This window comes from Alphaproteobacteria bacterium (assembly GCA_030740435.1).
Taxonomy (GTDB): domain Bacteria; phylum Pseudomonadota; class Alphaproteobacteria; order UBA2966; family UBA2966.
In genome coordinates, this window is record JASLXG010000210.1 from 1 (window position 1) to 22,052 (window position 22,052).

Sequence of the window (22,052 nt, forward strand, 5' to 3'; positions counted from 1 at the left end):
GAACTTTCTGGCGCATGCCATGGGGTCAAGGGCTACCCCTCGCTCCTCTCCACCCGCCAGCTCCGGTATCGCGAAATCCGGGGATATGTGGATAAGTCGCAAGCGCGACTTCACCACATACCCCCGGCTCAACATCAGCAGCAAATTCCCTCATAATTGGAGGGTAGACACCCATGAGCGCGACGTCTTCACTGGGGTCGAGACCCAGGGCGGCAATCTCGTCAGGCAGGCCCGAACAGGCCGTACCAAGGTGGATATCGCCGATGGCGAGAATTGCGGCGCCTTCATTCATGCCGTTCCGGCCCAGCCCGATCAGCGAGATGCGGGCTAACCATAACGCAAGCTCTGGCTAAACCCTACCCTCCAAGCCGGAACCCGCCGACCCCCGGCAGGGACACAAGCATAAGAAAACAGTTATGCCAAAAAATACGCCCCGCCTGGTTATTGGGAGCGGGTGGCTCGGCGATTGTTGTCAAGCTTGACAGGCCTCACAGGCGCCTAACGTTGTGGGTCTTGCTGCGCCGGCTGCGGCTGCCGGCGCGGCCGCCGGTGGAGCGCGGTCGGTCCTTCTTCAGGCGGCCCTGCGAGCCCAGGCCAAGCTCGCTCTCGCGCAGGCGCTTGATTTCGTCGCGCAGGCGCGCCGCCTCTTCGAATTCGAGCTCGGCGGCGGCCGCCAGCATGCGCTCGTCGAGCTCGGCCAAATAGGCCTCGAGATTATGGCCGATCAGGTGGCGGGTCTCATGGTCGCCGGTATCCACGGTGACGTAGTCGGCCTCGGAGATGCTTTGCAGCACGTCGGAGATGGATGTCCGTATCGATTCCGGGGTGATGCCGTGGGCCGCGTTGTAGGCCTGCTGGCGCTCACGCCGCCGGTTGGTCTCGTCCAGCGCGCCCTCCAGGCTGGCCGTCATCTTGTCGGCATAGAGCACCACCCGGCCGTCCAAATTGCGGGCCGCCCGGCCGATGGTCTGGATCAGCGAGGTGCGCGAGCGCAGGAAGCCTTCCTTGTCGGCGTCGAGAATGGCCACCAGGGCGCATTCCGGGATGTCCAGGCCCTCGCGCAAGAGGTTGATGCCGATCAGCACGTCGAAGGCGCCGAGCCTGAGATCGCGGATGATCTCGATGCGCTCGAGCGTGTCGATGTCGGAGTGCAAATAGCGCACCCGAATGCCGGCCTCGTGCAGGTATTCCGTGAGGTCCTCGGCCATGCGCTTGGTCAGCGTGGTGACCAGCACGCGCTCGCCCCTCTCGGCCGCATCGCGGCATTCGGCCAGCAGGTCGTCGACCTGGCTTTCCACCGGGCGCACGATGCAGACCGGGTCCATCAGGCCGGTGGGCCGGATCACCTGGTCGATGATGACGCCGGCGGTGCGTTCCAGCTCCCAGGGCCCGGGCGTGGCCGAAACGAACACGGTCTGGGGCCGCATGGCCTCCCATTCCTCGAACTTGAGCGGCCGGTTGTCGACGCAACTGGGCAGCCGGAAGCCGAATTCGGAAAGCGTCGTCTTGCGCTTGAAATCGCCGCGGAACATGCCGCCCAATTGGGGCACGGTGACGTGGCTCTCGTCGACCACGATGAGGGCCGAACGCGGCAGGTACTCCATCAGCGTCGGCGGCGGCTCGCCGGGCCGGCGGCCGGTGAGAAAGCGCGAATAGTTCTCGATGCCGGCGCAGCTGCCGGTGGTGATCATCATCTCCAGATCGAAGGTGGTGCGCTGCTCCAGGCGCTCGGCCTCCAGCAGTTTGCCGTGGGCCTGGAATTCCTCGAGGCGCTGGGCCAGCTCCGCCTTGATGCCCTTGGCCGCCTGTTGCAGCGTCGGCTTGGGCGTGACGTAGTGCGAGTTGGCGTAGACCTTGACGAAATCGAGGCGGTCGGTCTTCTCGCCGGTCAGGGGGTCGAACTCGGTGATCTGCTCGATCTCGTCGCCGAACAGGCTAAGCTGCCAGGCCCGGTCCTCCAAATGCGCCGGGAAGATCTCCACCGAATCGCCGCGCACGCGAAAAGTGCCGCGGACGAAATTGGCATCGTTGCGGCGGTAGTGGATCTCGACCAGGCCACGCAGCAGCGCTGCACGCTCGATGCGCTCGCCGACCTTCAGGGGAATGGTCATTTCCTGGTAGGTCTCGACGTCGCCGATGCCGTAGATGCAGGAGACGCTGGCCACGATGATGACGTCGTCGCGCTCCAACAGCGAGCGCGTGGCGGCATGGCGCATGCGGTCGATCTGCTCGTTTATCGCGGCGTCCTTTTCGATATATGTGTCGGTGCGCGGGACGTAGGCCTCGGGCTGGTAGTAGTCGTAGTAGGAGACGAAGTACTCCACCGCGTTATTGGGGAAGAACTCCTTCATCTCGCCGTAAAGCTGGGCCGCCAGGGTCTTGTTGGGGGCCAGCACCAGGGCCGGCCGGTCCACCCGGGCGATGACGTTGGCCATGGTGAAGGTCTTGCCCGAGCCGGTGACGCCGAGCAGCACCTGGTCGCGCTCGCCCGCCTCGAGGCCGCCGATCAGGGCCTCGATGGCCTCGGGCTGATCGCCGGACGGCGTGTAGTCCGAGACCAGTTCGAGCGGCCGGCCGCCCTCCAGTTTTTCGGGGCGGCGCGGTGCCATGACGGTTTCGCTGACCTGGCTAGCCGGCATCTCTCACCGGGTCATGGCCTGCGCGTCGCTGTCGGACCGACAGGGAAGGAAATCCGTGCCGCGCGATGGGGGGCATCGGGCAAGGGGTTTGACGCACCCTGTCGGTGCGACAGTGCCGCCCAAAGGGTCGCGCGCGGACTTCGGCCTGGTATCGCGGCGCCTGGACGCGACGCAGGCCGTGACCCGGTGAGAGATGCGGGCTAATGCTCATGGTCCCTATATAGGGCGGGAAGGGCCCCCGGTATAGGGGGCCGGCTATGGGCAGTGGCTATTCGATGACCAGGCGGTCGAACATGCCCTGGGTGAGGAAGACCGGGTTGCCCGAGCTCAGCCAGTAGGTGCCCTCGCGTACCGGCACGAAGGAGACGAAGGCCGAGTGCCCGGACGGCACCACGATGTATTCGACGGTGATGGCGGTCCAGGGCTGGGGCGGCTGCGGGGCGGCTGCCTTTTCCTCCCTGGCCTCTTCGCCCTTCTCGCCGTCTTCCTTTTTTTCTTCATCCTTGGCCACGGGCCCGAGGTCGCTGGCCCGGCTCGGCGTGCGCTCGAAGGTCAGGTCGTCGTCATCGTCGAAGGCACCCTGGCTGGGCAACTTTATGACCGGCGCGGCTTTCGCCACCTGGGTGCCGCCGGCCTCGGCTTGGTCTTCGTCGGTCTTGAGCGCTAGGGCGTCGTCGTCCTTGGCGTCCGCCTCGTCCTGGTCTTCGTCGTCGTCGGTCTTGAGCGCTAGGGCGTCGTCGTCCTTGGCATCTTGGTCGGCGTCGTCGTCCTTGGCGTCGGCCTCGGCCTGGTCTTCTTCGTCGCCGGTCTTGAGCGCTAGGGCGTCGTCGTCCTTGGCGCCTTCGTCGGACTCCACTTCGTCGTCGTCGATCTTGAGCGCCAGGGCATCGTCGTCCTTGGCGTCCGCCTCGGTTTCGTCTTCGTCGATCTTGAGTACCAGGGCGTCATCGTCCTTGACGCCTTCTTCGGACTCCACTTCGTCGTCGTCGACCTTCAGCGCCTCGTCGTCGTCCTTTAGCGCCACGTCGTCGCCGCCCTCGCCTTCGTCGGCTTCGTCCCCGTCTTCGTCGTCGATTTTCAAGGTGTCTTGGCCGTTGTCTTCACCTTGGCCCTCGTCGTCGACCTTCAGGGTGTCTTCGTCTTCCTCTTTGATCTCCAAGGCCAAGGTATCGTCGTCCTTTGCTTCGTCGTCCTTGTCGGCGGCTTCGTCGGATTCGTCATTGCCGCCGTCCTTGGCATCTTGGTCGGCTTCGTCTTCCTTCAGGTCGTCGTCGTCGATCTTCAGCGCAGCGCCGTCATCCTTGGATTTTGCCGCCCCTGTGGCCTCGGCATCGTCCTCCTTCAGATCGTCGTCGTCGATCTCCAGCGACAAGGCGTCGCTGTCCTTGGCATCGCCGTCCTTGGCCTTGCCGGGCTTCGCCTTGCCGCCCTTCTTGGCCTTCCCGCCCTTTTTGCCCTTGCCGTCCTTCCCCTCCGCCTCGTCTTCCTCCTCGGGCCCGACCTCGGGCAGTCTCTCGGGGGCCGGCTTCCAGGCCCGGTTGGGGTCTTTGAGGCCGCCGATCGAGGCCGTCTCGACGATCTCCACGTCGCGCACGGCGATCGAGCGGAAGAAGGCCCGGGCCTCGAACATGTGCGCTTCCTCGCCGGTGTTGCGCAGCTCCAGCCGGTAGGGCACGCCCTTTTTGAAGCTTGGCTCGCCGTGCGCGAAGATGAACTCGGTAACGATGATGCGGGCCGGCTTGGCGCGGCTCCAGTCGACGCCCTGATGGGCCGCCGCGGTGGCGTGCGCGGGCATCTCCTCCAGCGGCAACTGGCCGACGCAGCCGGCCCCGGCTCCCAGCAGCACCAGGCCGCAGGCCGGGCGCAGCAAGGCGCGCCCAGGAACGCCGCCGAAAAGAAAGTCAGGCCAAAGCCCCATGCCCTCGTGGTCTCCGCTCGTCAGGCCGTCCGATCCCCGGCCACGGCACCTAACCATACATTTTCCAACGATTTTTTCCAGCAGCAAGCGGCACCGGCAAAACCGCCGTGACCCGGCGGGAAAAGCGGGCTAGGTTGGCCTCCCGCGTCCGCTCAAGCCACCACCGGGGGCCCCTCATGTCCATCACCGCCGCCGCGCTCGACCGCATCCAGCCGTCACCCACCCTGGCCGTCACGGCCAAGGCCCAGGAGCTGCGCGCCCAGGGCCGCGACGTCATCAGCCTGGGTGCCGGCGAGCCCGACTTCGATACCCCCGACCACGTCAAGCAAGCCGCGATCAAAGCCATCCGCGAGGGCGAGACCCACTATACCGCGGTCAACGGCACGCCGGCCCTGCGCCAAGCCATCGCCGACAAGTTCAAGCGCGAAAACGGCCTCGATTACGGCCTCGACCAGATCACTGTCGGCTGCGGCGGCAAGCAGGTGCTTTATAACGCCATCATGGCCACCGTCGATCCCGGCGACGAGGTCATCATTCCGGCGCCCTACTGGGTCTCCTATCCCGACATCGTGCTGCTGGCCGGCGGCACGCCGGTGATCGTGGGCAGCAGCCAGGAAAGCGGCTTCAAGGTGACGCCCGAGGCCCTGGCGGCGGCGATTACGCCAAAGACCAAGTGGCTGATGCTGAACTCGCCTTCCAACCCCAGCGGCGCCGCCTACAGCCGGGCCGAGCTGGCGGCGCTGGGCGGCGTGCTGGCCGACCACCCGCAGGTCTGGGTGATGAGCGACGATATTTACGAGCACCTGATTTACGACGGCTTCGAATTCGCCACCATGGCCCAGGTGGTGCCGGAGCTATACCAACGCACGCTGACGCTGAACGGGGTATCGAAAGCCTACGCCATGACCGGCTGGCGCGTGGGCTATGCCGGCGGCCCGGTCGAGGTCATCAAGGCCATGGCCAAGATCCAGTCGCAAAGCACCACCCACACCAGCTCGATCAGCCAGGCCGCGGCCGTCGAGGCCCTGAACGGCACACAGGACTTTCTCGCCGACTGGGTGGAAACCTTCCGCCAGCGCCGCGACCTCGTCGTCGGCATGCTCAACCAGGCCACGGGCCTCAGTTGCCTGAGCCCCGAGGGGGCGTTTTATGTCTACCCAAGTTGCGCCGAACTGATGGGCAAGAAGACCCCCGAGGGCAACGTCATCGCCAACGACGGCGATTTCGTCACCTACCTGCTGGAGAGCGAGGGCGTGGCGGCGGTGCAGGGTGCGGCCTTCGGGCTGGAGCCTTATTTCCGCATCTCCTACGCCACCTCGACCGAGGCGCTGGAGGAAGCCTGCAAGCGCATCCAGCGGGCCTGCGCGGCGCTGGTCTGAGGCCGGCGGGCCGGCGGAGCGGAGGCATGGCCGCAGGCCCCAGCTTCGCCGTGATGGGGGCCGGCGCCATCGGCGGCTATTTCGGCGGCCGTCTGGCGGCGGCCGGCCTGGGGGTCGGTTTTATCGCCCGCGGGGCACAGCTCGAGGCCCTGCAAGCCGACGGGCTGCAAATCCTCAGCCCGCTGGGCGACGCCACCATCGCGCCGGTGCGGGCCAGCGACGATGGTGCCGAGATCGGCCCCGTCGATTTCGTGCTGTTCATGGTCAAGCACTGGGACACCGAGGCCGCGGCGGCCATGCTGGCGCCGCTGATGGCCCCCGATACCGCCGTCGTCCCCTTCCAGAACGGCATCGAATCAGAAGCCCGCATCGCCGCCGTCATCGGCCCGGGCCGGGTTATGCCCGGCGTCGCCTTCATCCCCGCCGCCGTTGAGCGCCCCGGCGTCATCCGCCACGCCGGCGGCTTCGCTCGCCTGGTCTTCGGCGAGCCCGACGGCAGCCGCAGTTCACGCGCCGAAGCCCTACTAAAGGCCGTCGAGACCGCCGGCATCGAGGCCACGCTGTCGCCCGCCATCGGCGACGTGCTGTGGCAAAAATTCGTCATGATCGCCTCTCACGCCGGCGTCTCGACCCTGGCGCGCCGGCCCTCGGGCGAGATCCTCAATGATCCCGACCTGCGCGCCACCGTGGCCGCAGCCCTGGCCGAGGTGGTGGCGGTGGGCGAGGCCGAGGGCGCCAGCTTCCCGGCCGATTTCCTGGCGGCGCAGATGGACCTGCTGGACAAGTTCCCGGCCCAAGTCAAACCCTCGATGCTGCAGGATTTCGACGCCGGCCGGCGCATCGAGATCGAGGGCCTCAGCGGCACCGTGGTACGCCTGGCCGCGGCCCACGGCATCGACGTGCCGGTGCATCGGACTATTTATGCGGCGCTCAAGCCCTATAAGGACGGGGCGTTGGGTTGAAGGAGCGCAAGAGCCGCCTTCCCCGCAACACCAGACACGAGGCCGACGGCAGCCTGGCCGCCACCATGCTGCTCAACAATGCCGTGTTGAAGGGGAGTTTTGCCGGCTATGCCCTGGGACTGGCGACGGCGCTAAGGGCAAAGCCGCGGTCCCAGCTCTAGCCCGCGCTATTCGGGATCGATGATGATGGCCTCGACGATGGCGATCACCTGCAAAACCAGATCCCGCGGCGCCTCGCTATGGAAGCCGGTGTTGCGGGCCAGCCAGTCCAGGCTTCGCATTTGATTGGCCAGGACGGCGCCGCTGATTTTGGCGCCGGGGGGGATTTGCACTTCGAAGGGGCTGCCCTTCAATTGGTTGGTGATGGGGCAGGCGAGCATAAGCCCGGTGGCGATGTTGTAGGTCTGGAGCGAGATCACGAGGGCAGGCCGTCGGCCGGCCTGTTCGGTGCCGGCGTGGGGTGTGAAATCGAGATGGACGAAGTGCCCGCGCTCGGGCTGGTAGGCGGCCGCCATTTGCCCCTACCAGGCCTCGTCGCCCTTCGGCTGGCCCCAATCGACCTCGTCGTGTTGCTGGCTCGCCTGGTGCTTTCGCAGCAGGTCGCTGAGCTTTTGTCGTGGCCGTGTCGCGCAGATGAGCAGGTTTTGGCCCTCGACCCGGATCTCGACGGGGCTGCCCTCGGAAAGATTAACGCCCTCAGTCAAATGTCGTGGCAGCCTTACGGCAAGGCTGTTGCCCCATTTCGCGATGGCGGTTTTCATGCTGAACCCTTTTTGCCACGACGATACAATGTATATACGCGGTGTTGTTGGCTAGTCAATCTAATTTCCGCTTGCGCCCCCTTCCGGCCGCCTCCCAAACCGCGGCCAAAACACCTCGACCAGCACCGAGGCCATGACCACCAGCATGGCGGCGGCCTGCAGCAGCGATAGCTCGTCGCCCAGCAGGCCGAGCGCCAGGCCGGCGGCGATGACCGGCTTGAGGAAGAAGAGATAACTCGCGCGCGTCATGTCGGCGGCCGCCGCCAGGCCGCCGATCCAGAGGAACTGGGTGATGGTGGTGTTCCATAGTGCCAGCGCCAGGATCGAGCCCCAGGCCACGGCGGGGCGCTGGAAAAGCGTCGTGGGATCGACCCAGACGGCGAAGGCCAGGCCGACGCCGAGCCAGAGGCCGAGACCGCCGATGGCCAGCGATAGCGCCGTCGTGCGCATGGCGCCGTAAAGCGCGATGATGGGCTTGATGGCCACGGCGTAGCCCGCCACCAGGGCGGCGCAGAGGATGCCGAGGCCGATGCCGATCAGACTGTCCGAGCCGCCCAGCAAACGCTCCATGGCGCCGTCGGTGATGAGCAGCGCCAGGCCGCCGACGGCGCAGGCCCCGGTGGCCATCTTGAGGCCCGAGATGGGCAGGCGGTTGGCCACCAGGTTGGCCAGGCCGACGAAGATGGGGATGGTCGTGACCAGCGTCGCCACCTGGATGACGCTGGCGAAATCGAGCGCCCAGTGGAAAGCGAGATAGGCCCCCGAGACGCCGATCAGCGAAGTGCCGATCAGCGGCCAGGCGTGGCTGGACAAGGGCTCCAGCAGGCGGCGCGGACCTTCGAGGACGAGGGCCACGGCGATCAGCCCGGCGCCGCCGAAGAGATAGCGCCAGACCGAGACCTCGGGCCCCGAGATGCCCGAGAGCACGGCGAAAAACTCCGACGAGGCGTGGCCCAGCACGCCGATGAAGACGGCGAGGTAGGCCAGGCGGGCGGGGATGGTCATGGGCGGCGCCCAGGCGCCCGCCTCAGGCCTCGCGGCGCAGGAAGTAGACCGTACTCAGCATACTCACGACGGTCTCGCCGTGTTGGTTGTCGGCGGCGTACTTGAGCACCAGGCGGCCGCGGTCGGGGCGGCGTTCGGAGATCTTGGATTCCATGACCTCGAGCCAGAAGTTGAGCGTGTCGCCGGGCCGCACGGCCACCGGCCAGCGCAGCTCGTCGATACCCGAGGCGCCGATCGAGCCCGCGTCTTGGCCGTAGAGGTCGTCGATGATGTGGCGCATGCAGATCGATACCGTGTGCCAGCCGCTGGCGATGAGGCCGCCGAAGTGGGACCGCTTGGCCGCCTCGGGATCGATGTGGAAGGGCTGGGGATCGAATTCCCGGGCGAAGGCGATCAACTCGTCCTGGGTCACCGTGCGCTGGCCGAAGCGATAGGTGCGGCCGACCTCGAAATCCTCGAAAAACATTCCGCCCAACTTGGTTCTCCCGATCAGATTTCTTGCAGCCGCCGCCATTCCTCGGCGGCGGCCTTCATGGCCTGGCGCATGGCCTCGACGTCCGGCCCCGGTCCGACCAGCGAGCGGCTGGCCGTCGGTATCAGGCGCCCAAGGTGCCCGGCGAAGCGGCTTTGCAGATCGCCGAGCGTGGCACCCTGGGCGCCCACGCCAGGGGCCAGAATGTAGGATAGCGGCAGGCGCTCGACCAGGGCCAAGGCTTCGTCCTCCAAGGTGGCCCCGATGACGGCGCCGATGGGGCCCAGCCCCGTTCCCGCCTTGTCCCGGTTATATGACGTGATCTCGTCGGCCAGGTGTTCGGCCACGCTGGCACCGCTTTCCAGGCGGGCGCGTTGCAGGTCCGAGCCTTCGGGGTTGGAGGAACGCACGACGACGAAGGCGCCGGCCGACTTGGCCAGCAGTTCGTCGAGCCCATCGTGCAGCGCCGCGAAGCCCAAGTAGGCGCTCAGCGTCATGGCGTCGCCCCGCAGCGCCTGGCAGTAGGCCACCATGGTGTGGGCCACGTCGCCGCGCTTGCAATCGACGATCGAGATCTGGCCGCGCTCGCCGATCTCGGCCACCACATCATCCAGCACGGCCACGCCGGCGGCGCCGAAGCGTTCGAAAAAGGCGGCCTGGGGCTTGACGATGGCGATGGCGCCCTGGGCCGCCTCGAGAGCGCGGCGGCAGAAATCATGGGCGCCGGCGGCGCTGTCGGGCAGCTCCCAGGCGGCCAGCAGCGCCGGCGAGGGGTCGAGGCCGAGACACAGCGTCGATGTCTCGGCGGCGATTTTTCGCAGGCGTTGGGCAAAGGCTGCCATGGGCTTTCTCCGCTAACGGGATCGACAGGAATTGCCGCTCCACCCCATCCCTGCTCTCCCCCATCAGAGGCTAGCCCGCATCAGCCAGGCTGTGGAACGGTCCTGTAGATTAACCACAGAGGCACGGAGGTACAGAGGAAGTGCAGGCTGATCCGCTGGGATTCTTCTCTGAATCTCTGTGTCTCTGTGCCTCTGTGGTCAATTCTCCATGCTTCAAGTGGCTGGACACTCAAAGACGTGTGCATACCTTAGCCATCAAACGGGGAGGGGAATATGCAAAAGCCAAAGGACGCCAAGGATGTAATGGCTCTGCGGGGCGCGCCTCAGACATTAAAGCGAAACAAAAACACGTCGCCGTCGGCAACCACGTAGTCGCGGCCTTCCGAGCGCATGCGGCCGGCGTCGCGGGCGCCAAGTTCGCCACCAAAGGCCAGGTAGTCGTCAAAGGCGATGGTTTCGGCGCGGATGAAGCCGCGTTCCATGTCGCTGTGCACCTGGCCCGCCGCCTGGGGCGCCAGGGAGCCCCGCTTGAGCGTCTCGGCACGGGCTTCCTTGGGCCCGGCGGTGAAGAAGGTGATGAGGTCCAAGAGCCGATAGCCGGCCCGCACCACCTGGTTGAGGCCGGATTCCGCGAGCCCGGCCTCGGCCAGGAATTCGGCCCGCTCGGCGGCGTCGTCCAGCGCCGCGATGTCGGCTTCCAGGGCGGCCGAGATGTGCACCACCTGGGCGCCCTCGGCCTCGGCCTTTTGGCGCAGCAGGGCGGCATGGCCATTGCCGGAGAGCGCCGTGGCCTCGTCGACGTTGCAGACGTAAAGCACCGGCTTGGCGGTCAGCAGATGCAGCGACTTGAAGATCGGCCGCCGGTCGGCCGCCGGCTCCAGCTCGCGGGCCGGCCGGCCAGCGCGCAAAAGCTCGAGCGCCGGCTGCATCACCTCGAGCCTCGCCGCGGCCTCACGGTCGCCACCGCGGGCCTGCTTTTCGCGCAACGGCACACGGCGCTCGAGGCTTTCCAGATCGGCCAGCAAAAGCTCGGTCTCGACGATCTCGGCGTCGGCCACCGGATCGATACGATCCTCGACGTGGGCGATATCGGTGTCTTCGAAGCACCTGAGCACGTGGACCACGGCGTCGACCTGGCGGATCTGGCCGAGGAACTGGTTGCCCAGGCCCTCGCCGGTGCTGGCGCCGCGCACCAGGCCGGCGATGTCGAGGAACTCGAGGTAGGTGGGCAGCGTGCGCGCCGATCCCGCCAGCTCGGCGACCTGGCGCAGACGATCGTCAGGCACCGGTACCCGGCCCTGGTTGGGCTCGATGGTGCAAAAGGGATAATTCGCCGCCTCGGCCGCGGCGCTGGCGGTAAGGGCGTTGAAGAGCGTCGACTTGCCGACGTTGGGCAGGCCGACGATGCCGCAGGTGAAGCCCATCCGCGCCTAGTCCGGGGTGTCGGCCGGCGCGGGTTTGCTCGGCTTGGGCGGCTGCAGCAGCAGCGCCACCTTGGTGGTGAACCCGGAATCGTCGTCCTCGGCCAGATGTTCGGCGGCCGCCACCACGGCGTCGAGCAGGGGCTCGAGCCAGCCCCGGTCGCGCTTGGGGAAGTTGCGCAGCACGTAGCGCTCGACCTGGGCCTTGTTGCCGGGATGGCCGACGCCCAGTCGGACGCGGCGAAAATCGGGACCGATGTGGCTGTCGATGCTGCGCAGGCCGTTGTGGCCGGCGGTGCCGCCGCCCAGCTTGACCCGGATCTTGCCCGGCGCTAGGTCGATCTCGTCGTGAAAGACCACGAGGTCGTTGCCCTGGACGTGAAAATAACGCGCCGCGGCGCCGACGGACTGGCCGGAAAGGTTCATGTAGGTCTCGGGTTTCAGTGCCATGGCGCGGCGGCCGCCCAGCCGGCCATCGGCCACCTGGCCCTGGAAGCGGCGCCGCCAGGGCCCGAAGGAATAGCGCTCGACCAACCGGTCGAGCGCCATGTAGCCGATGTTGTGGCGGTTGTTTCGATGTTTTGTGCCCGGGTTGCCGAGGCCGACCAGGAGCAGCATGGGTGGGATTATTCCTCGCTGGCCTCGCCGTCCGTCTCGCCGCCCTCGGCGCCTTCGCCCTCTTCGCCTTCGACGCCCTCTTCGCCTTCCAGGCCCTCTTCGCCTTCCAGGCCCTCTTCTTCCTCGGCGGCAGCCGCGGCTTCGGCCAACTCGTCAAGCACCACGGTCGGCGCCGCCACCGTGGCGATCGTGAAGTTGCGGTCGCTGATGGTCGGGCTGACGCCCTCGGGCAGGTCGATTTCCTCGATGTGGATGGAATCGCCGATGTCCAGGCCTTCCAGGCTGATCGTGATGGTCTCGGGGATGGCGTCGGCGCGGCACCAGAATTCGATCTCGTGGCGCACCACGTTGAGCACGCCGCCGCGCTTGATGCCGGGCGATTCCTCTTCGTCGATGAACACCGTCGGCACCATGATGGAGATGCGGGCATCGGCCGCCAGCCTGAGGAAATCGACGTGGAGCGGCGCGTCGTTCACGGGGTGGAGCTGGATTTCGCGGGGCAGCACGCGCTCGTTGGCACCGGCCACGGCGACGTCGTAGAGCCGGTTGGCAAAGCCGCCGCGCTCGATCTCGCGGAGCAGTTCGCGGAAATCGACGGAAACCATCAGCGGCTCCGCCTCGCCGCCATAGATGATGGCGGGTACGCGGCCCTTGCGGCGCATGGCCCGGGCCGCACCCTTGCCGGTGCTCTCCTTGGGCTCGGCTGCCAGTGTGGCGATTTCGGCCATCCCTCATTCTCCTCGCATGCGGCGCCGGGGTCTGAGCCCGCGCTCGGTGATACATCTGGCGCCGGGCTCGTGCCCGCGCTCGGTGATACATCTGGCGCCGGGCTCGCGCCCGCGCTCAGTGGTACATCTCGCGCCGGGCTCGCGCCCGGCTTAGTGGCACATCTCGCGCCGGGCTCGCGCCCGGCTCAGTGAAACAGGCTGGAAACCGAGCGCTCCTCGCTGATGCGGCTCATGGCATCGGCGATCAGGGGGGCGATCGAGATCCGCCGGATATTGTGCGACACCCTGACGGCCTCGGTCGCCAGAATGCTGTCCGTGGTGACCAGCGTCTCCAGTTGCGAGGCGGCCACGCGCGCCACCGCGCCGCCGGAAAGCACACCGTGAGTGACGTAGGCCGAAACCGATTCGGCGCCGCACTCCATGAGCGCCTCGGCGGCGTTGCAAAGCGTGCCCGCGGAATCGACGATGTCGTCGACGATCACGCAGTGGCGGCCGGTGACGTCGCCGATCACGTTCATGACCTCGGAGACACCGGCCTGCTCGCGCCGCTTATCTATGATTGCGAGGTCGGCGTCAAGCCGCTTGGCCAGGCCCCGGGCGCGTATCACGCCGCCGACGTCGGGCGAGACGAACATCAGGTTGTCGCCGTCGTATTGTTCGGAAATGTCCTTGTCGAACACCGGGGCGGAAAACAGGTTGTCCGTGGGAATGTCGAAGAAGCCCTGGATCTGGCCGGCGTGCAGGTCCAGCGTCAGCACCCGGTCGGCCCCGGCCATGGTGATCAGGTTGGCCACCAGCTTGGCCGATATGGGCGTCCGGGGCCCCGGTTTGCGGTCCTGCCGGGCATAGCCGAAGTAGGGGATGACGGCGGTGATGCGGCGCGCCGAGGCCCGCTTCAGGGCGTCGATGCAGACCAGCACCTCCATCAAATTGTCGTTCGCCGGGTAGGACGTCGACTGGATCACGAAGGTGTCTTCGCCACGCACGTTCTCGTGGATCTCGACGAACACCTCCATGTCCGAAAAGCGCCGCACGCTGGCCTTGGTGAGCGGCATGTTGAGGCTGGCCGCGATGGCCTCGGCAAGCGGTCTGTTGCTGTTGCCGGCTACCACTTTCATGGCGATGCTTCCCTAAACGGGCGGCTGCGGGAGGCCGCGATCACCCTCGCGGTGGGCGGAATCTAGCAGGGCGGCGGGAAGCTGTAAACGACCTATGCGGCGGTTCGGCCGAACCGCAGTCAGAGTCAGAAAAAACACGTCGACAGTAAGCCCAGCAGCAACAGCACGATGAAAAACACGGCATAAGGCATGCGGCGTAGTCCTGGTGAAGCTAGTTGACGATCAAATCCAGCGGCGCCCGGTTCAGCCGGCGGCAGCCCGTCTCGCTGACCAGCACGGTTTCGCCCAGCGTAGCCGCCAATCCGCTGTCGTCGTCAAACAGGATCATGTGCAGGAAAAACACCTGACCCGGCGCCAATTTCACCGGGTTGCCGGCATAAAACATGGGCCAGTCCATCCAGTTGGGCTCGAAGGTGGTGCCCAGGCTGTAGCCGCAGGCATTCAGGCGCTGGGCTTTGAATCCGGCGGCATCGAGGCTTGCCGCCTGGGCCGAGAAGACTTCGCCCATGGCCCGGCCGGGCCGCAGCGCCGCCTGGGCCGCCTCGAGGGCTTCGGCGCAGGCCTCGACCATGCGAACCTGCTCCGGCGGCGGCTCGCCGACGCGTATGGTCCGCATCAGGCAGGCATGGTAGTGGCGATAGACGCCGGCGAACTCCAGGGTCAACTGGTCGTCGTCGGCCAATTGGCGCCGGCCGCTGAAATAGCGGCACATCAGGGCGCCCGGGCCCGAGCCGATGACGAAGCGGTTGGCCGGATAATCGCCGCCGCCCCGGAAAACGGCGCCCTGCATGGCGGCCAGGATGTGGCCCTCCTGGGCCCCGGCCCGGGTGGTCTGGCGGGCCGCCTCGAGGGCCTCGTCGGCCAACTCGGCGGCGCGCCCGACGTAGGCCAGTTCGGCCTCGCTCTTGACCAGGCGCAAGCGGCTCACCAGGTCGGAGGCATCGCACCAGGCAGAGCGCCCCTCGAGGGCGTGGCGCAGGCCTTCCCAGCTCCGTCCGGTGAGGCCGTAGGCCTCGAGCTCGATGCCGATCCGCTGGCCGCCGAGGCCGTGTTCCTCGACGATGCGCAAGAGCTCATGGGCCGGATCGCTGCCTTCGCCGTCGACCCAGACGCGCACGTCTTCGATATCCGAGGTGTGGCGGGCCTGGCGCAGGTCCGGCGCGCGCGTCAGTAGCGTCAGGGCGCCCTCGGCGGTCAGCACCAGGCACTGGAAGAAGACGTAGCCGAAGGTGTCGTAGCCTGTGAGATAGTACATGCTTTCCTGGCGGAACATGAGCAGCGCCTCGAGGCCGCGCTCGTTCATGGCCTGGCGGGCGGCCAGGCGGCGGGTGGCGAATTCCTGCTTGGTGAAATGCAGCGGCATTATTCTTATTCCTCCAGCGCGATGGCCGAAAGCAGGCGGCCGTAGTCTTCTTCGCTTTGCTGCCGGCTTCGACGGTAGCTGAAAAAGCGCTCGCCGTCGGCACAGGTGTCCAGCGCCAGGGCCTCGACGTGGCCGACGCCGGCGGCGGCCAGTTCCGCCACCACGAAGCCCTCGAGGTCGAAGTGGAATTTTTCTCCAGCGCCGGCCACGAAGAAGCGCTCGTTGGCCGCGTCGGCGGCAACAAAAGCGGCGGGGAACTCGGGGCCCACTTGGTACGAATCCTGGCCGATGCAGGGGCCGACTGCGGCCCGGGTGGCGGCCGGGCGGGCGCCGAGCTCGCCCATGCGCTCGATCGTCGCGCTGACGATACCGGCCAGGGCGCCGCGCCAGCCGGCATGGGCCGCGGCGACGACGCCGGCCTCGGCGTCGGCCAGCAGCACGGGCGCGCAATCGGCGGTCAGCACGCCGAGGGCGATGCCCGGTTGCCGGGTCACCAGGGCATCGGCCTGGGGGCTGGCAGCCGCCGCCCAAGGGGCTTCGACCGTGACGACGTCCGTGCCGTGGACCTGGTAGACGGTCGTCAGTTGCTCGGCCGCCAGACCGAGCCGGGCCATGGCGCGCTGCCGGTTCTCGCTTACGGCCTCGGCCGCATCGGCCGAGCCCAAGCCGCAGTTGAGGCTGTCGTAGGGCGGCCTCGAGACGCCGCCATCACGGCTGAAAAAGCCATGCCTGAGGCCCTCGAGGGTCAGGGATCTTGCCTCGATCATGCCGCGCCGCCCCCGTCGCCCCCACCGCCCCCGCCGCCCCCGTCGGGATCGGCGAACCCGGCCGGCTCGGGCGCCCCGGGCTGCGTCAGCGCCAGCACCCGGAAGTGGCTGCCCATCTGGCCCGGGTCGGTGAGGCGGGCCAGCGCCGCCTCGATGTCCTGGGCCTGGGCGGCGCCGGCACCGGCTTTCAGCCGGGCGGCGCGTTCCCCGATGCCCAGGCGCTCGAGAAACGCGCCCTGGCCGGTCGGGCCATGCACCTGGGCGCCGCATTCCCGGGCCGTGCGGGCGAGCTGGGCGAAGTCGACGTGGGCGCAAAGATCGGCGCTGCCGGGGGCCTCCAGCACGGGGTGGCTGTGGTGGCCGATGACCGCCTGCAGGGTGTCGCGGGGCCGGCTTTCGTCGCTGCCATAGTCGACGATCAGGGCGCCGCCGCCGCCCTCGCCACCTGGGGCCAGCAGGCGCTCAGCCAGGTCGCGGGCAAGGTTGATCGAGGCCGGCGAGATCTCGGCCACGCTGCCCAGCGGCGCCCCTTGCACGGCCTCCGGGATCAGGGCCTGGGCCGGCGAGGGCTGGGCGGCGCGCACGAAGCGCAGCCCGCCGTCCGGTCCCAGGCTGACCAGGCGTTCGCGCCAGCCCTCGATGGTGCGCTCGAACTGGCGGATGGGCAGGGCGTCGAAAAGCTCGTTGGCCACCACGATGGCCGGCCCCGGCGGCACCTCGTTGAAGTGCTGGTGCCAGCTCACCTGGTGGTCCGCCAGCGCAGTCCCTTGAAGAGTGCGCAGCACCGGGCTGGTTTCCACCAGATGCAGGCGCGCCGCGGTGAGGAAGGGCGGCACCAGGCGTCCGGCCCTCAGCGCGTCGGCCATCAGGGTACCGCGGCCGGGGCCGATCTCGACCAGGTGGAACTCGGCCGGCGCGCCCATTTGCCGCCACAGCTCGGCGCACCACAGCCCGATCAGCTCGCCGAACATCTGCGACACCTCCGGTGCCGTGATGAAGTCGCCCTGCAGTCCGAAGGGATCGCGGGTCATGTAATAGCCCCAGCGCGGATTGCCCAGCGCCTCGGCCATGTAGCGGTCGATGCCGATGGCGCCTTCGCTGGCGATCAGGTTGGCGAGGTGGCGGCCCAGCCCGGCCGCTTCAGCTGCTTCGGGCACGGACGATCAGGACCAGGCCAAAGAGCAGCGCCGGCAGCGACAGCCACTGGCCCATGGTGGCGCCCAGCGCCAGCAAACCCAGATGGGCGTCGGGTTGGCGGAAAAACTCGACCAGGAAGCGGGCCAGGGCGTAGCCCACGAGAAAGGCGCCGGTGATCAGTCCCGGCCGCCGGCCGGCTTCGATGCGCCGCGCCAGCCACCACAGCAGGCCGAACAGCACCACGCCCTCGAGCGCCGCCTCGTAAAGCTGGCTGGGGTGGCGTGGCCGCGAGCCGGCACCGGGAAAGATCATGGCCCAGGGCACGTCGCTGGGCCGGCCCACCAGCTCGGCATTGATGAAGTTGGCCAGGCGGCCGAAGAAAAGCCCGATCGGCACCGCCCCGGAGACCATGTCCGAAAGCCCCAAAAGGGCCACGCCGCGGCGCCGGGCAAACAGTATCATGGCCACCATGACGCCGAGCAGGCCGCCGTGGAAGGACATGCCGCCCTGCCACAGCTTGAGCGCCTCGAGGGGATGGGCCAGATAGAAGTCGGGGCGATAGAAAAGCGCGTAGCCCAGGCGTCCGCCCAGCACCACGCCGATGGCCGCCCAGACGAGAAAGTCATCGACCTGGCCGGCCGTCATGGCGGCGCCCGACCGGCGGCTCTGGGCCAGCATCCAGCGCCAGCCCAGCATCAGGCCGGCGACGTAGGCCAGGCCGTACCAGCGGATGGCCAGCGGCCCGAAGGAGACCAGCACCGGGTCGATGCTGGGATAGGGGATCAGGGCGAGGGCGGCGGCAAGCATGCCCGGGTTTTTGGCACGGCCACCGCCTGGCGGCAAGCGCAAGCCCGTATTTCTCACCGGGTCACGGGCAGCAAAGCCCCCAGGTGATGTGATCCGCAAGGAAAAGACCGAAGAGCGTAGTGGTACTACGCGCTTCGGTCTTTGACGTAGCGGGCGCGCACCTGGGCGCGACCCTTCGGGCGTCGCTGTCGCACCGACAGGGTGCGTCACGCTGCTTGCCCGATGTCCCACATCGCGCTTTGCTGCGCTCCTACCCTGTCGGCGCGACAGCGACGCGCAGGCCATGACCCGGTGAGAAATGCGGGCTAGACTTGCGGCCGGTCCGCCAGCGCCCCATATTGGCGGCAATTCGATCGCCCTTTGATCCCTGTGGTCCCTGTGGCCCCTGTGGGCCCTCTCAACGGACAGCCATCATGAAACCCACCAACAAGCTCCTCGACGACCTGGCGCGCGTCGCCACCAGCACGCTGGGCACCCTGCAAGGCGTGCGCGAGGAAATGGAGCAGCGCCTGCGCGAGCAGTTCGAGCGCATCCTCAACAGCATGGACCTGGTGACGCGCGAGGAATTCGAAGCCGTGCGCGAGATGGCGGCCCGGGCGCGCCAGGAGAACGAGGCCCAGGCCAAGCGCCTGGCGGTTCTGGAAAAAGCCACAGGGAGGAAAAAGGCGCCGGCCAAGAAGGCTGCCACCAAGAAGGCTCCGGCCAAGAGAGCCGCCGCCAAGAAGGCTCCGGCCAAGAAAGCCGCCGCCAAGAAGGCTCCGGCCAAGAAAGCCGCCGCCAAGAAGGCTCCGGCCAGGAAAGCCGCCGCCAAGAAGGCTCCGGCCAGGAAAGCCGCCGCCAAGAAGGCCCCGGCCAGGAAAGCCGCCGCCAAGAAGGCCCCGGCCAGGAAAGCCGCCGCCAAGAAGGCCCCGGCCAGGAAAACCGCCGCCAAGAAGGCCCCGGCCAAAAAAAGCCGCTGAGCGGCCCGCTGAGCGGCCGCAAATCTTATCCCCAAGTTTCTTCGCGGCCGGCGAAATGGGTGCTTGCGTCCGAGTCCCGAGTTTGGCAACCTACAGCCCATAGTGTCTCGGCGTCCCTGCCATACTAGATGTTGGGGCCGGGCGGGGGATGAGGAGGGGCCTTCCGGGCATGAGCGCGCAACTCGAAACCGCCGCTGTCGACATTGGCAACCCGCTCGATCTGGTCGAGCAGTTCGCCCACGCCAACTCCTGGCCCTATGACCGGCCCAGCGAGGAGGAGTTGGCGGCCGGGGTCGACGGCCACTGGAACCGCTATCAGCTGTGGTTCGTCTGGCGCGAGGACATCTCCAGCCTGCAGGTCAGCTGCTCGTTCGACATGAAGGTCGCGGCACACCGCTTCGAGGAAGCCTGCGCGCTGCTGGCCCGGGTCAACGTGCGGCTTTGGCTGGGGCATTTCGATCTCTGTCCCGATGACGGCGTGTTGATGTTCCGCCACACCCAGTTCATGGGCGAGTGCTCCGAGGCGGCGCGCAACCAGATCGAGGCGCTGGTCGAGATTGCGCTGACCGAGTGCGAACGGTTTTTTCCCGCCTTCATGTTTTTGCTCTGGGGCGGCAAGGGGCCGGAGGACGCCCTGGCCTCGGCCATGCTCGAGACGGTGGGCGAGGCCTGAGGCGTGTCCGGTACTGGCCCGCTGCTGCTGGTGGGTTGCGGCAAGATGGGCGGCGCCCTGCTGGCAGGCTGGCTCGACCAGGGCATGGCGGCGGACGAGATCACGGTCATCGAGCCGCTGGCAGAAGTGTCGGCGGATGTCACCACCGTCAGCGAAGCCGCGGCCCTGCCCGTCGACTTCACCCCGGCCGTTACCGTCGTGGCCGTCAAGCCCCAGACCATGGACCAAGCCCTGGCGCCGCTGGCCGGACGCGACGCTGTGGCTGGGGGCTTGGTGCTGTCGATCGCCGCCGGCAAGACCATCGGCTATTTCGAAAGGATCTTCAGCGCCCAGACAGCCATCGTGCGGGCCATGCCCAACACCCCGGCGGCGGTGGGCCGAGGCATCACGGTGCTGTCTGCCAACGCCGCCGTCACGCAAGCCGGGCGCCAGCTGTGTGGCCAGCTCATGAGCGCCGTCGGCGAGATCGCCTGGGTCGAGGACGAGGGCCTGATGGATGCCGTCACGGCCACCTCGGGGAGCGGCCCGGCGTATGTTTTCCTGCTCATCGAGACGCTGGCGGAGGCTGCGGCGGCGGCCGGCTTGGAGGCCGGTCTGGCGCTCAGGCTGGCCCAGGCCACCGTCAGCGGTGCCGGCGAGCTGGCCCGACTGGCCGACGAGTCGGCAACGCAGTTGCGCCAAAACGTTACCAGCCCCGGCGGCACCACGGCGGCGGCGCTCGAGGTGCTGATGGCCGGGGACGGATTGCAGCCCCTGATGACCCGGGCAGTGGCGGCGGCCACCCGGCGTTCGCGCGAGTTGGCGGGGTAACCCCAAACCATTCAACACCTCTCGCACCCGAGGGAGGCATGGCATGCCTGAAATCGAATATTTCTACTCCGCCCATTCCGCCTTCGCCTATCTCGGCTCGGCCGCTTTCATGAAAATCGCCGAGACTGCCGGCCGCGCCATCGTGCACCGGCCGATGGACCTGGGGCGGGTGGTCGAGAGCGTCAGCGCCGTGCCCTTTGGCAACCGCAGCACCGGCCACCGGGCCTATTTCTTCGGCCGCGAGATCCAGCGCTGGTCTGAGGAACGCCAGGCGCCGGTGATGGACGGCATACCGACCCACCATGCCAACGACACCAGGCTGGCCAACGGCATGCTGATCGCCGGGCTGACCGAGGGGCTGGTGGTCGACCGGTTGGCCCATGCCATGCTCGAGGCCCACTGGCGCGACGATGCCGATCTGGCCGATGCCGCGACGCTGGCGGCACTGGCCCGGAGACTGGGCCTGGATCCCGAGCCGCTGCTGCGGGCCGCCACCTCACCGGCCGTGCAGGCCACATACGAGGCCAACACCGAGGAAGCCATCCGGCGTTCGGTCTTCGGCTCGCCCACCTATTTCGTCGACGGCGACATGTTCTACGGCCAGGATCATTTGGCCCAGGTCGAGCGGGCCTTGCGCCAGCCCTACGCCGGCGACTGGCCCTGAACCGTGGGCCAAGCGTTATTGGCAGATCCGACCGCGGCTGGGTGACGACGCCGATTCCTGCTATCATGGGGAATCCACGAGATTCGCTTGGGCAGGAGCATCACATGGCGCGCAAAACCGACATCCCCGGCCGTATCGTCGAGGCCGCACTGAGCCTGGCCGCGGCCCAGGGCTGGCGCCAGACGGGCATGGCCGACATCGCCGGCCAGGCCGGACTCGAGCTGGCCCAGGTCTACCAGGCGGTGCCGGGCAAGGCGGCGGTGCTGACGCAATTTTTGCAGCGCATCGACCAGGCCATGCTGGCCGACGGTGCGGCCGAGCCCGAGGCCGAAGCACGCGACCGCCTCTTCGAGGTCGTCATGCGGCGTTTCGATGCACTCGGGCCCTACAAGGAGGGCGTCGCCGCCATCCTGCGGGGCGGCGTCGGCGATCCCTTGATGCTGGCCTGCTCGGGCCTGGCCTACCGGCGCTCGCTGGGCTGGATGCTGGAGGCCGCCGGCATCGGCTCGAGCGGCCCCTGCGGGGCGCTGCGGCGCGCCGGCCTGGCGGCCGTCATGGCCGGCACGGTGCGGGTCTGGCTGAAAGACGAAAGCGAGGACATGGCGGCCACCATGGCGCACCTCGACAAGCAGCTCGACCGTGCCGAATGGTTGGCCACGAGGTTGTTGCCCGGCCGCCGCGGCGCCAGGGAGGAGGAACCCGAGGCCGCTTGATCGCTATTCCGCCTTGCCCACCTTGAACGAGCCCCGGCAGCCGTAGGAAAACGCCGTCCACTTGCCCTTGCCCGTGCCCGAGGCGAGGTCGAGGGTGCCCTCGAAGTCGGCCACCGAGCTATCGATCTCCAAGTTGCCCTCGGCGTCGATCTTGCCCTGACCTGCCCCCAAGGTTTGTACCATATCCTATGTTAGTCTGTTTGCCATCCGTTCTGAGGCCCGGTTCGGCCGCAGCCCATCAACAGCGAAGGCCGGAACGGGCCGGTGGTGCAGAATAGTCTCCGGCGCCGGTGGCC

The 22,052-nt window shown here is 67.7% G+C and carries 25 protein-coding genes; 9 read left to right on the forward strand and 16 right to left on the reverse strand.

Translation table 11 applies throughout. From position 1 onward, the window contains the following. A partial coding sequence (locus QGG75_20010; protein MDP6069515.1) for a hypothetical protein occupies positions 1-331 on the forward strand: 331 nt, incomplete at its 5' end. Between the two features lie 157 nt (positions 332-488). On the opposite strand, the gene uvrB is transcribed toward QGG75_20010, so the two are convergent. After that, the gene (gene uvrB / locus QGG75_20015) at positions 489-2,609 is read right to left on the reverse strand and encodes an excinuclease ABC subunit UvrB (GenBank protein MDP6069516.1); all 2,121 of its coding nucleotides are present in this window, start codon (positions 2,607-2,609) and stop codon (positions 489-491) included. A gap of 298 nt (positions 2,610-2,907) precedes the next feature. After that, positions 2,908-4,557: a hypothetical protein gene (locus tag QGG75_20020; GenBank protein MDP6069517.1), complete on the reverse strand. Its 1,650-nt coding sequence runs from the start codon at positions 4,555-4,557 to the stop codon at positions 2,908-2,910. A gap of 176 nt (positions 4,558-4,733) precedes the next feature. Between QGG75_20020 and QGG75_20025 the strand changes: the two genes are divergently transcribed. Genes QGG75_20025 through QGG75_20035 form a run of 3 tightly spaced genes read left to right on the forward strand, consistent with a single transcriptional unit; the run spans position 4,734 to position 7,059 of the window. Continuing rightward, the gene (locus QGG75_20025) at positions 4,734-5,936 is read left to right on the forward strand and encodes a pyridoxal phosphate-dependent aminotransferase (protein ID MDP6069518.1); all 1,203 of its coding nucleotides are present in this window, start codon (positions 4,734-4,736) and stop codon (positions 5,934-5,936) included. 26 nt (positions 5,937-5,962) lie between these two features. Continuing rightward, the gene (locus QGG75_20030) at positions 5,963-6,898 is read left to right on the forward strand and encodes a 2-dehydropantoate 2-reductase (GenBank protein MDP6069519.1); all 936 of its coding nucleotides are present in this window, start codon (positions 5,963-5,965) and stop codon (positions 6,896-6,898) included. Further along, positions 6,895-7,059: a hypothetical protein gene (locus QGG75_20035; GenBank protein ID MDP6069520.1), complete on the forward strand. Its 165-nt coding sequence runs from the start codon at positions 6,895-6,897 to the stop codon at positions 7,057-7,059. The genes QGG75_20030 and QGG75_20035 overlap by 4 nt, the downstream gene beginning before the upstream one ends. 6 nt (positions 7,060-7,065) lie before the next feature. On the opposite strand, the gene QGG75_20040 is transcribed toward QGG75_20035, so the two are convergent. From QGG75_20040 to lgt, 13 genes are all read right to left on the reverse strand, one after another. Beyond that, positions 7,066-7,413 carry a type II toxin-antitoxin system PemK/MazF family toxin gene (locus tag QGG75_20040; protein MDP6069521.1) on the reverse strand — a complete coding sequence of 116 codons (348 nt, stop codon included), beginning with the start codon at positions 7,411-7,413 and terminating at the stop codon, positions 7,066-7,068. Positions 7,414-7,419: 6 nt separating this feature from the next. Beyond that, positions 7,420-7,659 (reverse strand): AbrB/MazE/SpoVT family DNA-binding domain-containing protein, encoded by a 240-nt coding sequence (locus tag QGG75_20045; GenBank protein ID MDP6069522.1) that lies wholly within the window; start codon positions 7,657-7,659, stop codon positions 7,420-7,422. A gap of 60 nt (positions 7,660-7,719) precedes the next feature. Then, the gene (locus QGG75_20050) at positions 7,720-8,664 is read right to left on the reverse strand and encodes a DMT family transporter (GenBank protein ID MDP6069523.1); all 945 of its coding nucleotides are present in this window, start codon (positions 8,662-8,664) and stop codon (positions 7,720-7,722) included. 22 nt (positions 8,665-8,686) lie between these two features. Beyond that, positions 8,687-9,130, reverse strand: a complete 444-nt coding sequence (locus QGG75_20055) for a MaoC family dehydratase (GenBank protein MDP6069524.1) — start codon at positions 9,128-9,130, stop codon at positions 8,687-8,689. A gap of 23 nt (positions 9,131-9,153) precedes the next feature. Next, positions 9,154-9,978 carry an orotidine-5'-phosphate decarboxylase gene (pyrF, locus tag QGG75_20060; protein ID MDP6069525.1) on the reverse strand — a complete coding sequence of 275 codons (825 nt, stop codon included), beginning with the start codon at positions 9,976-9,978 and terminating at the stop codon, positions 9,154-9,156. Between the two features lie 323 nt (positions 9,979-10,301). Further along, on the reverse strand, positions 10,302-11,402 hold the full coding sequence (gene ychF / locus QGG75_20065) for a redox-regulated ATPase YchF (protein MDP6069526.1): 1,101 nt from the start codon (positions 11,400-11,402) through the stop codon (positions 10,302-10,304). A gap of 6 nt (positions 11,403-11,408) precedes the next feature. Continuing rightward, positions 11,409-12,017: an aminoacyl-tRNA hydrolase gene (gene pth, locus QGG75_20070; protein ID MDP6069527.1), complete on the reverse strand. Its 609-nt coding sequence runs from the start codon at positions 12,015-12,017 to the stop codon at positions 11,409-11,411. Between the two features lie 8 nt (positions 12,018-12,025). Next, complete coding sequence (locus QGG75_20075) at positions 12,026-12,745, reverse strand: 50S ribosomal protein L25/general stress protein Ctc (protein MDP6069528.1); 720 nt, start codon at positions 12,743-12,745, stop codon at positions 12,026-12,028. A gap of 185 nt (positions 12,746-12,930) precedes the next feature. Continuing rightward, positions 12,931-13,863: a ribose-phosphate pyrophosphokinase gene (locus QGG75_20080; GenBank protein ID MDP6069529.1), complete on the reverse strand. Its 933-nt coding sequence runs from the start codon at positions 13,861-13,863 to the stop codon at positions 12,931-12,933. A 211-nt stretch (positions 13,864-14,074) separates the two neighbouring features. Further along, positions 14,075-15,226: a Xaa-Pro peptidase family protein gene (locus QGG75_20085; protein ID MDP6069530.1), complete on the reverse strand. Its 1,152-nt coding sequence runs from the start codon at positions 15,224-15,226 to the stop codon at positions 14,075-14,077. Positions 15,227-15,231: 5 nt separating this feature from the next. Then, the gene (gene pgeF / locus QGG75_20090) at positions 15,232-15,993 is read right to left on the reverse strand and encodes a peptidoglycan editing factor PgeF (protein MDP6069531.1); all 762 of its coding nucleotides are present in this window, start codon (positions 15,991-15,993) and stop codon (positions 15,232-15,234) included. Continuing rightward, on the reverse strand, positions 15,990-17,150 hold the full coding sequence (locus QGG75_20095; GenBank protein MDP6069532.1) for an SAM-dependent methyltransferase: 1,161 nt from the start codon (positions 17,148-17,150) through the stop codon (positions 15,990-15,992). The genes pgeF and QGG75_20095 overlap by 4 nt, the downstream gene beginning before the upstream one ends. Continuing rightward, on the reverse strand, positions 17,134-17,937 hold the full coding sequence (gene lgt, locus QGG75_20100) for a prolipoprotein diacylglyceryl transferase (protein MDP6069533.1): 804 nt from the start codon (positions 17,935-17,937) through the stop codon (positions 17,134-17,136). The genes QGG75_20095 and lgt overlap by 17 nt, the downstream gene beginning before the upstream one ends. Before the next feature lie 413 nt (positions 17,938-18,350). Between lgt and QGG75_20105 the strand changes: the two genes are divergently transcribed. The 5 genes from QGG75_20105 (at position 18,351) to QGG75_20125 (ending at position 21,756) form a co-directional block, all read left to right on the forward strand. After that, positions 18,351-18,896, forward strand: a complete 546-nt coding sequence (locus tag QGG75_20105) for an accessory factor UbiK family protein (GenBank protein ID MDP6069534.1) — start codon at positions 18,351-18,353, stop codon at positions 18,894-18,896. A 169-nt stretch (positions 18,897-19,065) separates the two neighbouring features. Continuing rightward, a complete protein-coding gene (locus tag QGG75_20110) occupies positions 19,066-19,569 on the forward strand; it encodes a YbjN domain-containing protein (GenBank protein MDP6069535.1) in 504 nt (167 codons plus the stop codon). 3 nt (positions 19,570-19,572) lie between these two features. Next, positions 19,573-20,379, forward strand: coding sequence for a pyrroline-5-carboxylate reductase (proC, locus tag QGG75_20115; protein ID MDP6069536.1), 807 nt, complete (start codon positions 19,573-19,575; stop codon positions 20,377-20,379). Between the two features lie 43 nt (positions 20,380-20,422). Then, positions 20,423-21,043: a DsbA family protein gene (locus tag QGG75_20120; GenBank protein MDP6069537.1), complete on the forward strand. Its 621-nt coding sequence runs from the start codon at positions 20,423-20,425 to the stop codon at positions 21,041-21,043. A gap of 104 nt (positions 21,044-21,147) precedes the next feature. Continuing rightward, positions 21,148-21,756 (forward strand): TetR family transcriptional regulator, encoded by a 609-nt coding sequence (locus tag QGG75_20125; GenBank protein MDP6069538.1) that lies wholly within the window; start codon positions 21,148-21,150, stop codon positions 21,754-21,756. Positions 21,757-21,759: 3 nt separating this feature from the next. On the opposite strand, the gene QGG75_20130 is transcribed toward QGG75_20125, so the two are convergent. Continuing rightward, positions 21,760-21,927 (reverse strand): hypothetical protein, encoded by a 168-nt coding sequence (locus QGG75_20130; GenBank protein ID MDP6069539.1) that lies wholly within the window; start codon positions 21,925-21,927, stop codon positions 21,760-21,762. Positions 21,928-22,052: the final 125 nt, after the last annotated feature.